Source organism: Actibacterium sp. 188UL27-1 (assembly GCF_016901225.1).
Lineage (GTDB): Bacteria > Pseudomonadota > Alphaproteobacteria > Rhodobacterales > Rhodobacteraceae > 188UL27-1.
Genome location: NZ_JAFEUL010000004.1, coordinates 109,849 through 123,156, shown reverse-complemented (window position 1 = coordinate 123,156; position 13,308 = coordinate 109,849). Strand labels below are relative to the sequence as shown.

Sequence of the window (13,308 nt, the reverse complement as noted above, 5' to 3'; positions counted from 1 at the left end):
CACACGGTGGATATATGCGCAGCGGGTCGGTGGCGTAGGCCAGTCGTGCGGGGTATGCTTGGCGAATGACCGAGCCTGTCTCAGCCATTCGCAATCTTGGCCCCGCCATGGAAGAGGCCTTTGCCCGTGTTGGCATAACCTCTGCACAGATGTTGAGAGATCTTGGCACAGATGACGCCTATCGCAGGCTTTTGGCTGGCGGCACGCGGCCTCATTTCATCGGATATTACGTGATCGAAATGGGATTGCAGGGCCGACCGTGGAACGATTGCAAGGGGGCTGAAAAGGCCGCCTTGCGCAAACGGTTCGACAGATTGGTGGCAGAGGCACATGACCCGCATCAATCGGCGTTTGAAAAGCTAATGAATGAGATTGGCGTGGTTGCGCGGCCCTGATCCGCACCCAGAACATCTGACGAGATACCTGACACATGAGACATCGTTTGACGCGCTGAAATCTTTGATGTCAGACAGCGCTTGGTGATCTAGTTTATCGCGTGATGTTTTAGCGGCCCTTGAAAAGGCCGCCCAGCACACCGCGCACCACGGCCCGGCCCGCCTTGGACCCCAATTGGCGGGCAAAGGATTTGGCAAAGGCCGTACCGATACTGTCGGACCGTCCACCTGACCGGCGCCGCACAGATGTAGAGCGGCTGACCCGCCCCCCCGTAAAGCGCCGCCCGGCCCGGTATTCGCGTTCGGCGGCAGATGCGTCTTCTTCCGCGGCCTCCGCTTCGGCGGCAGCCGCGGCTGCCTCTTGCGCGCGACGCCCCAGCATTTCAAAGGCACTGTCACGGTCCAGTGCCATTTCATATTTGCCCGCCAGGGGGGACGCCTTGATGACCCCGGCCCGCGCCGTTTTCGAGATCGGGCCAAGCTGAGATGAAGGCGGGCGGATCAACGTGCGTTCGACGACGCCTGGCATCCCCTTTTTGATCAGGAAAGAGGTCACGGCCTCCCCTACACCCACCTCGGATATGGCCTCCGCGGTATCGAATCGGGGATTGTCGCGATAGGTGTCCGCAGCCTGACGCAGCTCGCGTTTGTCCTTGGCGGTGAAGGCACGCAGGGCATGTTGCACGCGATTGCCAAGCTGGCCCAGGATATCTTCGGGGACATCGGCCGGGTTCTGGGTAATGAAATAAACCCCGACCCCTTTTGACCGGATCAGGCGAGCCACCTGTTCGACCTTGTCCACCAGCGCCTTGGGCGCGTCATCGAACAGCAGATGCGCCTCATCAAAGAAGAACACGAATTTGGGTTTATCCGGATCGCCGACCTCCGGCAGCGTCTCGAACAATTCACTGAGCAGCCACAGCAAGAAAGTGGCGTAAAGGCGCGGCGCTCCCATCAACCTTTCCGCGGCAAGGATGTTGATCTGCCCCCTGCCCGCGGCATCGGTCTGGAACAAATCGTCCAATGCCAGGGCAGGCTCCCCGAAAAAACCCGTGGCGCCCTGGTTTTCCAAAACCAGCAAGCGGCGCTGTATGGCGCCGACCGACGCGGTGGAGACATTACCGAACCTGAGGCTGAGATCTGCGCGGTTCTGGCCCACCCAGACCAAAAGGGATTGCAGATCTTTGAGGTCCAGGAGCGGCAATCCCTGTTCGTCGGCCACCCGAAAGGCGATATTCAGGATGCCTTCCTGCGCCTCGCTCAATTCTAGAAGCCGGGACAACAGCAACGGGCCCATTTCGGCGATGGTCGCACGAACGGGGTGGCCCAGCTCCCCGTAAAGATCCCAAAAGACCACGGGGAATGTGTCATAGGACAAGTCCAACCCAATGGTTTGGGCCCGTTCGGTAAAGGCACCATGCAACTTTCCCTCAGGCGATCCGCTGGCCGCCAGACCGCTGAGGTCCCCTTTGACATCCGACAGAAAGACGGGGACCCCCGCCGTTGAAAAGGCCTCGGCAAGTATTTGAAGCGTCACGGTTTTGCCAGTGCCCGTGGCACCGGCGATCAGTCCGTGACGATTGCCGTATTTCAACAAAAGCTGCTGCGGCTCTGCATAATCGTCACCGCCGCCGCCTACGAAAATTGCCTGATCCATTGCGCCTGCCCCCCGGAATTGATCGTTTATGGGGCGAACATACTCCGTTAATGAATATGTGCCAGTATGTAGCCATCCGATACGAAGGTTCGCTTTCGTATTCAGGAATGACTTCCTCCCTGTCAGACTGGCCGCGCCCCCCGGCGCGGTCCTTTTCGTTTTCATACAAACGATCTCCGACAATTCCTCCGCAAGATCAAATTCTTGACAGCCACTGACTTCGTTGTTGACGCACCGTCGCGGGCATAATAGCGTCTTGCGCACAACGTCGGCCCGTCCGACAGGGAGATAAAAACAAATGAAAAGGGTCCTTTCGGAAGGGCCCTTTTTTAATGCGGTTTCAATGCGCCCGCGAACTCCGCCGATCCTTGTTTTTCTGCCCTGACACTGTGCGCAGTGCATGGTACAGCAGGCAGTATCTCAAGAATAAGCAGGCGTTGAGGACACATGCAGACCTATTGGAAGACCACGATCGCGGCGCTGGTTTTGACAGCCGGCACGGCATTGGCGCAGGACACGGCAACCCCCGAGGCCGGAGCTGCCACCGATCAACCCCCCAGCCGACCCATCGAGGGGCTGCAACTGGGCGAGGATGTCAATACTGGCGACAGTGACGCACAGGCCCCCGAAACGGGACCGGGCTCCGTTTACCAAAAAGAGATCTCTGGCGATTGGGAGGTGCGCTGTGTGCGCGTCGAGGAAGGCCAGATCGAGCCCTGCAACCTTTACCAGTTGCTCAAGGACGAGAGTGGCAACAACGTCGCCGAGATCACGATGTTTGCGTTGCCCCCCGGCAATGAAGCCGCCGCAGGTGCGCAGATCATCACCCCGCTGGAAACCTTGCTGACCCGGCAAATCACGTTGCGGGTCGATGGCGGATCGGCCAAGCGCTACCAGTTTTCGTTCTGTACGCGGATCGGGTGTTTCGCGCAGGTCGGTTTCACACCGCAGGATGTGGCCTCTTTCCGGGCGGGCAACAAGGCGACGTTAACAATTGTGCCAGTCGGCGCACCCGACGACGTGACGGTTGATCTGGGCGTGTCCCTGTCCGGCTTCACCGCCGGGTTCAAATCGATCCAGGACACGGCAAATTCCATCGCGGCCGCCCGCGAAACGCAGAACTGAACACACAAGTCGCGGTTGCCCCCGGTCAATCAGCCGGGTGCAACCCACCATCAAACCTTTTTCAGGGCAAGAACCGCATTCAGCCCGCCAAAGGCGAATGCGTTTGACAGCGCCACATCGACGGCGGCGTCGCGCGCGGTATTGGGTACGACATCCAAGGCGCATTCCGGATCGGGCTCCTGATAGCCGATCGTCGGGGCCACCACGCCGTCGCGCAAGGCCATGATGCAGGCCAGCAGCTCCACAGCGCCCGTGCCACCGATGAGATGCCCGTGCATGGACTTGGTGGATGAGATCATGAGGTTATCGGCATGGGGGCCAAAGACATCGGCCACCGCCGCGCATTCCGTCTTGTCATTGGCGGCCGTACCCGTCCCGTGGGCGTTGATGTAGCCCACGGCATCCGGTGCGATCTTGGCATCCTTGAGCGCCGCGGCGATGGTGCGAGCTGCACCTTTCATGGATGGCATCACGATATCGGAGGCGTCGGAGGTCATGGCGAACCCTACCACTTCGGCCAGGATGGTGGCCCCGCGCGCCTTGGCATGGGCCATGTCTTCGAATACGAACACCGCCGCGCCTTCGCCCTGCACCATCCCGTTTCGGTTGGCGCTGAACGGGCGGCACGCATCCTTGGACATCACGCGCAGCCCTTCCCAGGCCTTGATCCCGCCCAGGCATAACATCGCCTCGGACCCGCCGGTGATCATAATGGGGCTTGCCCCACCGCGGATCAGGTGAAAGGCCTGCCCCATGGCGTGGTTCGAGCTGGCACAGGCCGTGGCGACGGTATAGCTGGGCCCCTTCAGATTGTATTCCATCGAGACATGGCTGGCGCTGGCATTGTTCATCAGCTTGGGCACGACAAAGGGATGGACCCGGTTTTTGCCATCCTCATAGACGGTCCGGTAGTTTTCATCCCAGGTATTGACGCCGCCGCCCGCGGTACCCAGCACAACGCCGGTATTCGCAGCTAGATCGCCTGAAAAGCTCAGCCCCGATTGCTCAATGGCCTCGCGCGCGGCCAGCAGGGTAAATTGCGTGAACCGGTCATAAAGGGCGATTTGCTGGCGATTGAAATGTGCCTCAGGGTCATATCCCTTGATCTGGCCACCGATCTGAACGGTCAGCCGGTCGACATCGCGCATTTCGACCGGGCCGATACCGCACTTGCCCTCGCGCATGGCCTCCAGCGTCTGGGGGACATCTTCACCCAACGCGTTGATCGTGCCGGCCCCCGTGATTGCCACACGGTTCATGTGATGGACGCGTGCTGCTCGCGCACCAACCCTTCGACGGCGGTGATGATCGACCTGACCGACGAGATGTCGAAATCGCTCTCCTGCGGGTCATTGGCATTGAACGGGATTGATATATCAAAGGCTTCCTCAATCGCGAAGATGCTTTCGACAAGGCCAAGGCTATCGATGCCCAGATCCTCCAGCGTCGATGCCATGGTGACATCGGACACGTCCAGCACGGCCTGTTCTGCGATGATCTCGATGACCCTGTCCTGCACGCTGCCCGTCATTTTATGTCCGCCCTCACTTCAGTGTGAAGGAGATTTAGTCGCTCCCATCAGGCTTTGAAAGAACCTTCTTAAGTGCCGCGATGTCACGCATGAGCCGCGGCAGGCGTCGCAGACCTTTATAGGCATCGATGCTGGCCTGCATCGGCATGGCCGGATTGCCCAGCATGACACGACCCGCGGGCTGATTGGTGCGCAGCAAGGTGCCCGCGCCCGCAATGACATCATCGCCAATCTGCAGATGATCCGTCACACCGCATTGCCCGCCCAAAACCACCCGGTCCCCCAGAACGGTTGAGCCTGCGATACCGACCTGACCGCATAGCAGGCAATCCTGCCCGACCACGGCATTGTGGCCGACCTGAACCAGGCTGTCGATCTTGGTCCCGGTGCCGATCTGGGTGTCACGGATCGTGCCACGGTCGATGGAACTGTTGGCGCCGATCTCCACATCATCGCCGATGCGGACCGCGCCCAGCGAGTGGATGCGGGCGTATTTCTGTTGGTAAAGACCTTGGGTTTGGCCCAGGCTTTCGCGCACGGCCTCTATCGCGCCCTTTTCAGGAGTGACAAATGAAAAGCCATCACCGCCGATTACCGCGCCGGGTTGGGCAATGAAGCGGTCACCAATCCGGACCCGGGCGCCGATACGGACCCCATCAAGGATCAGCGCATCCTCCCCGATCCGTGCCGCGGGACCGATGCAGACATGGGCCCCGATACAGGCATTGCTGCCAATGACCGCGCCTGGGCCGATCACCGCAAAAGGCGCAATAGCAGCACCATGGCCAATCTGGGCGGATGCATCGATCACCGCTGTCGGATGCTGTCCACCGGCAATCTGCGGCCCCAGGTCCAGCATCCGCGTGACGCCCGACATTGCGAACCGGCCCCGAGGTGTCAGGATGGCCGCTTTCAGACCAAGGGAAGCCCAGTCCGCCTTCTCCCACAGCAGCGCTGCCGCGGCGCTGCCACGGCTCAGCTCCATGGCGTATTTCGGATCGATCGCTATGGCCAGGTCGGTCGGACCGGCCAAAGCGGGCTCAGCCGCACCGGACACGACAAGGCCGAGGTCCCCCTCGGCCTGCGCGCCCAATGCCTGGGCGATCTGTGCAATTGTGTGGCCCATTATCAGCCCTCCGGGATCTGCTCCGGCGGGCTTAACTCCCGGTGGCGTTGACCGCCACCCCAGCACTGACCAACGCGTCGAAAATACGACCGTCACGGCCATAGATATCGCGCCGGAAATTGATCCGCCCCTTGGCCGGGGTAAAGGCCGTGCGATAGATCAGGTGGACCGGCACCGGCTGCTCCAGCTTTACCAATGTTTCGCGCCCGGTGCCCAGTTTCGATTGGAAAAGGCCCACCGGATCATCACTTTGCTTGGCCAGCAGCGCATAGGCAAAGTCGAACGGATCGTTCAAGCGCACGCATCCATGACTGTAGGCCCGGCTTTCATGGGCGAAAAGCTTCTTGGCGGGCGTGTCATGCAGATAAATGTTGTACTTGTTCGGGAACATGAACTTCACCAGCCCCAGTGCATTCCTGCGGCTCGGCGGCTGCTTCACGGCGTAGGGAAAGTTCCGTGCGGTGTAGCGGGAAAAGTTGATGTTGGCTCGGCTCACTGCCCGTCCGCGACGATCAATCAGCCGCAGATGGGACGCGGCATTCGGGTTGCGCTTGAACATCGGCAGATATTCCTTGGTCGCGATGGACCGCGGCACATGCCAAGTTGGGTTGATGACCATATGCTCCATCACATCGGAAAACTCCGGCGTCCGACGGTCCCCCTGATTGGCTCCAACAACCGACCGCGTGCGAAAGGTGACCTTGTTGTCATCCATGATTGCAGCCGAGAAATCAGTGATGTTGACCAGGATATGCCGTTGACCCCTGGGAAAGTTGATCCACCGTTCCCGCTCCATCGCCACCATGACCTGCTCAAGCCGGGTTGATGCGTTGATGTTGACCATCGCAATCGTACTTGCCCCGGCAACACCATCGCTTTCCAACCCATGATCCAACTGAAATTGCTGAACCGCCTTCTGCAAGGACGCGTCATAGGTCTGGCTGGCAGAGCGCCTCATGTAGCCGATCGAGGTCAGCCGATTGCGAAGGTCGACCACGGCCGGACCCGTCTCGCCGGGTTTGAGCGCCTTGGCATTCACCTTGGCCCCCCAATCACCGCGTGACACAACCTGTTGCAGCCGGATCTTTTCTTTCATCAGACGCGCATATTCAGGAGTTTGCGGAGCGAGGCTGCGCAGGAATGCATCAGGGGAGGCCTTGGCAAAATCCGTCAGCAGCTTGGTCGGATCACGGCGCGGTATCTCCCGCACGATACCGGCATCGACTTTGCGCGGCTCCAAGACGCCGGTCTGCAAATCGCGGGCATAGCTGGCAAACATCTTGGCGGCCACAACCTCTGCATAGCCGCGGGAACGCGGTGTGTCGGCATCGGTGAAGGCTGTTGTGAGCGCATCGATGCTGTAGCGTTGCGCGGGCAGGCCATGTATCTCAGCCGCGTTGAGCGCCTTGATGAGGGCCGCGCGGCGGATCTGATCATCTTGTCCGGTGAAAATCGGCTGATAGCCGTTGGATCGATAGAACTCGGCTACGCCACGGTCATCCGCCGCCGCCTCTGCCACCGCCTGTTTGAACGCCGTAACCTCAGCCGCCGCCATCAGGGGCAAAAAAAGCGCCGCCAGAATGGCCATCCATCGCGCTGCAACGTGGGGGAGACCTGTTGACTGGGTAATCACGCTCATGTCCCGATCCTTTTGAGTTCTAATAACTTTTTATCTTGGTTCGATGGTCACAAAGGTCTGTAATTGTGTCTATTCACAATCCCGACAGAACAGGGTCATCCCGCAGTTTTGTCGTATCGTCAATGCATGGAATTCCTTGATGGAGCCTAAATCCGACAGGCGAAAGACGCCAATGTGGCACAACCGCAACGACGTGTGTCAAAAATGCCATTCACTACCGTAACGCGATTTTAAGCAGTTTTCTGCTTATTAGGGGCCGCGAATGCGGGCTGTTGAAATGCGCCCTTGGACCGAGAATCGGTTTGTGGCATAGGGTTAGCCAACATCTGGGGATAGATGGCGACAAGCTCCGCACGATCACGGAGTGTGACGATGGGACAGGCACCTATGACAAACAGCACCGCAAAGACGGGCATGACAAGGCGTGGTATTTTAGCGGCATTCGCCGCAACAGTCATAACAGCAGCACCAACATCAGGGACCGCATTCGGGATTTTAAGGGGCGCTGGCGATATTCGGCGCATCCGCATGTATTCCGGCCGCACCGGTGAATCGATCAACATGATTTACTGGCTGGAAGGCAATTACATCAAGGATGCCGTAAACGAAGTGAACCACTTCATGCGGGATTGGCGACGCGGCACATCCATGCGGATGGACCTTCGCACTGTTGATATCATGGCGGCAGCCCATAACCTAATGGATATCTCTGAGCCATACATGCTGCTATCGGGATATCGGTCTCCCCAGACCAACGCGATGCTGCGGGCCCGGTCCGGTGGTGTGGCAAAGAATTCCCTGCACATGAAGGGTCAGGCAGCTGATCTGCGCATCAGCGGTCGCTCGGTTAGTCAGATGGCCCGTGCTGCTGCGGCGTGTCGTGCTGGCGGTGTCGGACGCTATTCCGGGTCGAACTTCGTGCATATGGATTGCGGCCCGGTACGCACCTGGGGTCGTTAAGCCAAGCTCCTGATTATTCGCTGTCGAACCGCGGGTGACCGTGGCATATCCCGCCCAACCAGAAGCGGGAGCTAATAATTTGGACCTGTCCCCCCTACCCCAAGACCGGATTGACGCATTGATCGATGCAGTGCGGCACGCCGCCAAGGCAGAGATCCTGCCACGCTTTCGCGCCATGCCCCCGGAAACGGTCCACGCCAAAACGGCCCCAGACGACCTTGTGACCGAGGCGGACTTGCGGACAGAGGCGCGCTTGACCAAAGCCATCGCCGACATCCTGCCCGACGCCAAGGTTCTGGGCGAGGAAGCCGTATCCGATAATCCCGCCGTGATGCAGAATGTCGCCGCACCGGGTCTGTGCGTGATAATAGATCCCGTGGACGGCACCTGGAATTTCGCCAGCGGAATTGCCGCGTTCGGCACGATCCTCGCCGTGACCCGCGATGGCCATACGATTTTCGGGCTGCTTTACGATCCCCTGCTGGATGACTGGATCATGGCCAGTGCGGGTGGTGGTGCGTGGTATTGCCGTCAGGGCCAACCGGCAGATCGGCTTCAAACCTCTGCCGTCGAACCGCGTCTTGAGGACCTCACCGGATATATCTCGCTGTTCTTGTTCCGCAAGGATCGCCAGGCCAAGATTGCGGCCAGCTTCCCCGCCTTCCGCCGTATCCTGGCTTTGCGCTGCTCCTGCCACGAATACCGCACATTGGCGTCAGGTCGGGTCGATTTCAATCTGAACGGAATGTTGATGCCGTGGGACCATGCGGCGGGCGCCCTTATCACGACCGAAGCGGGTGGTGTCGTCCGCATGATGGACGGTCGCCCCTACACGCCCCTGATCCAAGATGGCTATATGATGGCCGCAAATGACGAAGCAACGTGGGATGCTGTCCACGCACACTTCGCTGACAAAATCGGTATGTGAACCGGGCGACTGACGACAGCCGCCCGCCTCTGTTTACTCTGCGGCGATCCGTTGGGCCGCGACGGTATCGCTGAGTACATCGACAGCAGCACCAACGCCCGCACCGGAGGTAAAGGCGATGCCAGCATCCCGCATGGCAAGTTCGACACCACCCAGATATTGCATCACCATGATCTCGTTCAGATCACCCAGGTGCCCGATGCGGAAGACCTTGCCCGCGACCTTTGACAGGCCGGCCCCGAGGGAGAGGTTGTAGCGGTGATAGGCGATCTGGATCACCTCGTTGGCATCAAATCTGTCGGGCACCATAATCGCGCTGACCGTGTCGGAATACCATTGCGGCTCCTGCGCACAGAGCGACAGGCCCCAGCCCGAAACAGCCGCGCGGACGCCGCGGGCCAGCCGATTGTGACGGGCCCACACATTCTCGATCCCTTCCTCCAACAGCAGGTCGACCGAGGCGCGCAAACCGCGCAGCAGGGTTGTGGCTGGTGTATAGGGGAAATACCCTTGAGCATTCATCTTGACCATATCGCGGTAGTCGAAAAAACAGCGCGGCAATTGCGCCGTGTCTGCCATCGACAGCGCTTTTTGGCTGACACCAACGATGGTCAGGCCGGTCGGCAACATGAACCCTTTCTGAGAGCCTGACACGGCAACATCGACGCCCCATTCTTCCATCCGGAATTCGATGGACGCGATGGAGCTTACCCCATCCACAAACAACAAGGCGGGATGACCGGTATCGTCCAGAATGCGGCGCACGGCAGCCACATCGCTGGTGACACCGGTGGCCGTTTCGTTGTGACAGACCAGAACGGCCTTGATCTGGTGGGTTGTGTCGGCGCGCAATGCGGCCTCATAGGCGTCCAGCGGGATGCCCTGCCCCCAAGGCGTCTCGATGGCGTGTACGTTCAGGCCAAAGCGCCGGCACATATCGACCCACAGGTGGGAAAACTGCCCAAACACCGCCGCCAGGACCGTATCACCGGGGGACAAGGTGTTGGCCAACGCACTCTCCCAGCCGCCCGTCCCGGATCCAGGGAACAAAAATACCTGACCTGTTTCCGTCAGAAACACCTTTTTCAGGTCCGCCAGCAGCGGCACAACAAGGTCTGGAAAGCCTGGCGCACGGTGATCTTCCAATGGAAGATCCATGGCCTGACGTACGGCGAAGGGCATGTTTGTGGGGCCTGGTACGGCTAATCCCTTTTGTCCTGGCATGTGTCTCTCCTCCCTAGATTACGTGTGTCACGCGGCGATTTTACCGGCATTTATCTCTAGACGCGCATCGACCGTGGCGACGGTCTGGTCGATCTCGGCCAGTGGCATGTCGAGGCTATGGGACAACAGCTGCACCAACCGATCCACCCGCTCCACATGGGCGGTGCCGCTATCGATGGCGCGGGCCACGGATGACGGTTTCAGCAAGTTCTCGGCCGCCTTTGCATATTTGGCGAACGGCACCTGGTCGGCGGGATCGGCCCCCAACTTGGCCGCGATCGCATCGACATGGGCGTAAATCCCGGCCGAGGCGTCAAGGTCGGAATGCACGGCTTCCCGGATGGGACGCACCCCCTGGGACTGGACGCAGCGATAGTTGCCGGTCAGCAGCATGGACCACTTGGCCAAGGGTACGAACAAGCTGTCAAAGACGCGCAATTTCACGGGCACATCCGTGCCGTCAAGCGTTACGGCGGCGATATCGTCCTGCATTTGGGTCAGCATCGCGTTGTAGGACGGGTCGGAGAAGCCAGCCGCCTTGAAGTTGGTCGGCAGCCCGACATGGAGCACATTGGCGCCCTCTTCCGGCGGGCGGAAGGCCTGCGGGTCGGGGCTGCACAGCGTCACCAGTTCGGGATCAAAAGCATCCCAAACCTCCGGGCAGACAAAGGCGGAGCGCAGAGCGGTCGTGTCCAGGCCCGGAATGCGCTTGAGGTAAGGCAGGGGCGGCATGTTCATGATCGACAAGCATGGGATGCGGGCCGTGGCAACCCGTTCCAGCAAGGTGCGGATTTCATCATTGCGGTATTGGGGTTCCTGCATGGCCAGCCCGACCAGATCATAGCCGGAGACGTCAACATCCGCCGGCGTCGCCGCATCGACCTTACCCGGCAAATCGGCAGATCGGATGGCGCGGTGGCTCTCTTCACCGCGCAGCTTGATACGGACTTCGGTGCCCTGGCCGTTGATCAGATCGGCGGTCACCTGACGGCAAATGAGTGTCACATCGTGACCTGCCATCGCCAGTTTGGTGCCCAGCAGGGAGCCGTAGGACGCCCCCAAAATAAGAATGCGAAATCCCATCGCCTCAGTCCTCTTTCCATCGCCTTGGCCATCACGGCTTCGGTCTACCCGTCGGCTGGCTTAACGGATCCGCCACAGGACGCCACTGATTTCGGGTCACTGTGTTATCTGTCGACAAAACATGTTACTCATTTTGTAATGTTGTAAAATCATTGAGGCGAGGCATGGGGAAGACACTGATTGGCCCCCGGCTGCGGCAGTTGCGACGGGACCGAAGGCAAACACAGCTTGAGATGGCCCAGGCCCTTGGCGTCAGCGCGTCCTACGTGAACCTGCTAGAGAACAACCAGCGCTCCCTGTCAGTCCAGATGCTGATGGCGCTGAGTGACGCCTATGATGTGGACTGGCGCGACCTCACACAGGACGACACGGCCAGTCAGATCGCGGATTTGCGGGCCGCCCTGTCGGACCCAATCTTTGCAGGTCGCCCCGATATCGCTGAATTGCGCGGCGCCGTGGAACATGCGCCGGGTCTGGTGGGCAGTTTTTTGCATCTGTATCGCGGCCACCGGGCCGCGCTGGACAAAATGATGCGGTTGGATGGCACGGGCAAAGCCACCGATATTATGCGCACCTCGCCCGAGACCTTGATCCATGACTATTTCCGCGACCATTCGAATTACTTCCCGCAATTGGAAGACGCAGCAGAAAGCCTGGGTGAAGGCCGCGCCATTGAGCCGGAGGCCCTTTACGGCGCGCTCAAGGCCCGGCTGACCAAGCGCCACGGCCTGGATGTGCGACCCCAACCCATCGATGCCATGGGGGATACGCTGCGATATTACGACGAAGAGACCGGGACCATCCTGCTGAGCCAGGCCCTGAACCACGAAAACCGGGTGTTTCAACTGGCCCATATGCTGTGTCTGATCGAGTTTTCAGACCTGCTGGACGATCTGCTGAGCGCTAGCGGGATCGAGAGTGAGGCGGGCCGGTCGCGCATCCGGGTCGAGCTGGCCAACTATTTCGCCGCAGCCACCATGATGCCCTATGCCCCCTTCTTGGCCGCAGCAGAGCGCAACACATACGATCTGGACCGGATTGCCAGCGTGTTCGATGTCAGTTTCGAGCAGGTCTGCCACCGGTTGACCACATTGGGGCGCGAGGGGGCCAAGGGCATTCCGTTCTTCTTTCTGCGCGTTGACCGGGCGGGGAATGTGACCAAGCGGTTCAATTCAACCTCATTCCAATTGGCTGAATATGGAGGGGCCTGCCCGGTCTGGAACATCCATACGGCGTTTTCCAATCCCGGCGTCGTGGTGCCGCAATTCGTGGAACTGCCTGATGGCGGGCGGTTCTTTACGATCAGCCGGACAGCGCACCGGCCTGTTTTCAGCCAGGAGACCCAGGACCGGCGCTTGATCCTGGCCCTGGGATGCGCGTTGAAATACGCCCCCGGTATCAGCTACGCGCGCGGCTTCGAGACCGAGGATACCGGGATTTTCGGCAAGATCGGGATCAACTGTCACCTTTGCCCGCGCCAGGATTGCTCTCAACGGGCCCATCAACCGCTGCTCTTCGACTTGCCGATTGACGCCAACCGCCGGGGCAATTCCCGCTATGATGTGACGTCGTGAAGTGATCTGGCAGACGCCGCGCAAGGCGCGGCGACGATTGTCATTTCAGCCTCCGGCGGGAGTATT

General features: G+C 60.0%; 12 protein-coding genes. 5 read left to right on the top strand and 7 right to left on the bottom strand.

Annotation, left to right across the window (positions count from 1 at the left end; all coding sequences use genetic code 11):
* Nucleotides 1-65: 65 nt before the first annotated feature.
* A complete protein-coding gene (locus IU397_RS07485; protein ID WP_204412093.1) occupies nt 66-395 on the top strand; it encodes a TfoX/Sxy family DNA transformation protein in 330 nt (109 codons plus the stop codon).
* 109 nt (nt 396-504) lie between these two features.
* Here the strand turns inward: IU397_RS07485 and IU397_RS07480 are convergent, their stop codons facing one another.
* Nucleotides 505-2,052 carry a helicase HerA-like domain-containing protein gene (locus IU397_RS07480; RefSeq protein WP_204412092.1) on the bottom strand — a complete coding sequence of 516 codons (1,548 nt, stop codon included), beginning with the start codon at nt 2,050-2,052 and terminating at the stop codon, nt 505-507.
* Nucleotides 2,053-2,499: 447 nt separating this feature from the next.
* Between IU397_RS07480 and IU397_RS07475 the strand changes: the two genes are divergently transcribed.
* A complete protein-coding gene (locus tag IU397_RS07475; RefSeq protein ID WP_204412091.1) occupies nt 2,500-3,177 on the top strand; it encodes an invasion associated locus B family protein in 678 nt (225 codons plus the stop codon).
* 50 nt (nt 3,178-3,227) lie between these two features.
* On the opposite strand, the gene IU397_RS07470 is transcribed toward IU397_RS07475, so the two are convergent.
* Genes IU397_RS07470 through IU397_RS07455 form a run of 4 tightly spaced genes read right to left on the bottom strand, consistent with a single transcriptional unit; the run spans nt 3,228 to nt 7,473 of the window.
* Complete coding sequence (locus tag IU397_RS07470; protein ID WP_204412090.1) at nt 3,228-4,436, bottom strand: beta-ketoacyl synthase; 1,209 nt, start codon at nt 4,434-4,436, stop codon at nt 3,228-3,230.
* On the bottom strand, nt 4,433-4,708 hold the full coding sequence (locus IU397_RS07465; RefSeq protein WP_204412089.1) for an acyl carrier protein: 276 nt from the start codon (nt 4,706-4,708) through the stop codon (nt 4,433-4,435). Before IU397_RS07465 ends, IU397_RS07470 begins: the two co-directional genes overlap by 4 nt.
* 34 nt (nt 4,709-4,742) lie before the next feature.
* Nucleotides 4,743-5,834, bottom strand: a complete 1,092-nt coding sequence (gene lpxD, locus IU397_RS07460) for a UDP-3-O-(3-hydroxymyristoyl)glucosamine N-acyltransferase (RefSeq protein WP_204412088.1) — start codon at nt 5,832-5,834, stop codon at nt 4,743-4,745.
* Nucleotides 5,835-5,865: 31 nt separating this feature from the next.
* Nucleotides 5,866-7,473, bottom strand: coding sequence for a murein L,D-transpeptidase (locus IU397_RS07455; RefSeq protein ID WP_239479665.1), 1,608 nt, complete (start codon nt 7,471-7,473; stop codon nt 5,866-5,868).
* A gap of 372 nt (nt 7,474-7,845) precedes the next feature.
* Here IU397_RS07455 and IU397_RS07450 point away from each other — a divergent pair, with 372 nt between their 5' ends.
* On the top strand, nt 7,846-8,433 hold the full coding sequence (locus tag IU397_RS07450) for a YcbK family protein (RefSeq protein WP_370541631.1): 588 nt from the start codon (nt 7,846-7,848) through the stop codon (nt 8,431-8,433).
* 79 nt (nt 8,434-8,512) lie between these two features.
* Nucleotides 8,513-9,361 (top strand): inositol monophosphatase, encoded by an 849-nt coding sequence (locus IU397_RS07445; RefSeq protein ID WP_204412087.1) that lies wholly within the window; start codon nt 8,513-8,515, stop codon nt 9,359-9,361.
* 33 nt (nt 9,362-9,394) lie between these two features.
* Here IU397_RS07445 and IU397_RS07440 read toward each other — a convergent pair whose 3' ends face one another.
* Both IU397_RS07440 and IU397_RS07435 read right to left on the bottom strand, forming a co-directional pair.
* Nucleotides 9,395-10,585: an aminotransferase class V-fold PLP-dependent enzyme gene (locus IU397_RS07440; protein WP_204412086.1), complete on the bottom strand. Its 1,191-nt coding sequence runs from the start codon at nt 10,583-10,585 to the stop codon at nt 9,395-9,397.
* Between the two features lie 27 nt (nt 10,586-10,612).
* Nucleotides 10,613-11,668 (bottom strand): ketopantoate reductase family protein, encoded by a 1,056-nt coding sequence (locus IU397_RS07435; protein ID WP_204412085.1) that lies wholly within the window; start codon nt 11,666-11,668, stop codon nt 10,613-10,615.
* Nucleotides 11,669-11,832: 164 nt separating this feature from the next.
* On the opposite strand from IU397_RS07435, the gene IU397_RS07430 reads away from it, so the two are divergent.
* Complete coding sequence (locus tag IU397_RS07430; RefSeq protein ID WP_204412084.1) at nt 11,833-13,242, top strand: short-chain fatty acyl-CoA regulator family protein; 1,410 nt, start codon at nt 11,833-11,835, stop codon at nt 13,240-13,242.
* Nucleotides 13,243-13,308 lie beyond the last annotated feature (66 nt).

Coding starts and splice junctions, on each gene's coding strand:
- IU397_RS07480 (WP_204412092.1), bottom strand. CDS start 2,052: ATGGATCAGGCAATTTTCGTAGGCGGCGGCGGTGACGATTATGCAGAG.
- IU397_RS07430 (WP_204412084.1), top strand. CDS start 11,833: ATGGGGAAGACACTGATTGGCCCCCGGCTGCGGCAGTTGCGACGGGAC.
- IU397_RS07470 (WP_204412090.1), bottom strand. CDS start 4,436: ATGAACCGTGTGGCAATCACGGGGGCCGGCACGATCAACGCGTTGGGT.
- IU397_RS07450 (WP_370541631.1), top strand. CDS start 7,846: ATGGGACAGGCACCTATGACAAACAGCACCGCAAAGACGGGCATGACA.
- lpxD (WP_204412088.1), bottom strand. CDS start 5,834: ATGGGCCACACAATTGCACAGATCGCCCAGGCATTGGGCGCGCAGGCC.
- IU397_RS07440 (WP_204412086.1), bottom strand. CDS start 10,585: ATGCCAGGACAAAAGGGATTAGCCGTACCAGGCCCCACAAACATGCCC.
- IU397_RS07455 (WP_239479665.1), bottom strand. CDS start 7,473: ATGAGCGTGATTACCCAGTCAACAGGTCTCCCCCACGTTGCAGCGCGA.
- IU397_RS07435 (WP_204412085.1), bottom strand. CDS start 11,668: ATGGGATTTCGCATTCTTATTTTGGGGGCGTCCTACGGCTCCCTGCTG.
- IU397_RS07485 (WP_204412093.1), top strand. CDS start 66: ATGACCGAGCCTGTCTCAGCCATTCGCAATCTTGGCCCCGCCATGGAA.
- IU397_RS07475 (WP_204412091.1), top strand. CDS start 2,500: ATGCAGACCTATTGGAAGACCACGATCGCGGCGCTGGTTTTGACAGCC.
- IU397_RS07465 (WP_204412089.1), bottom strand. CDS start 4,708: ATGACGGGCAGCGTGCAGGACAGGGTCATCGAGATCATCGCAGAACAG.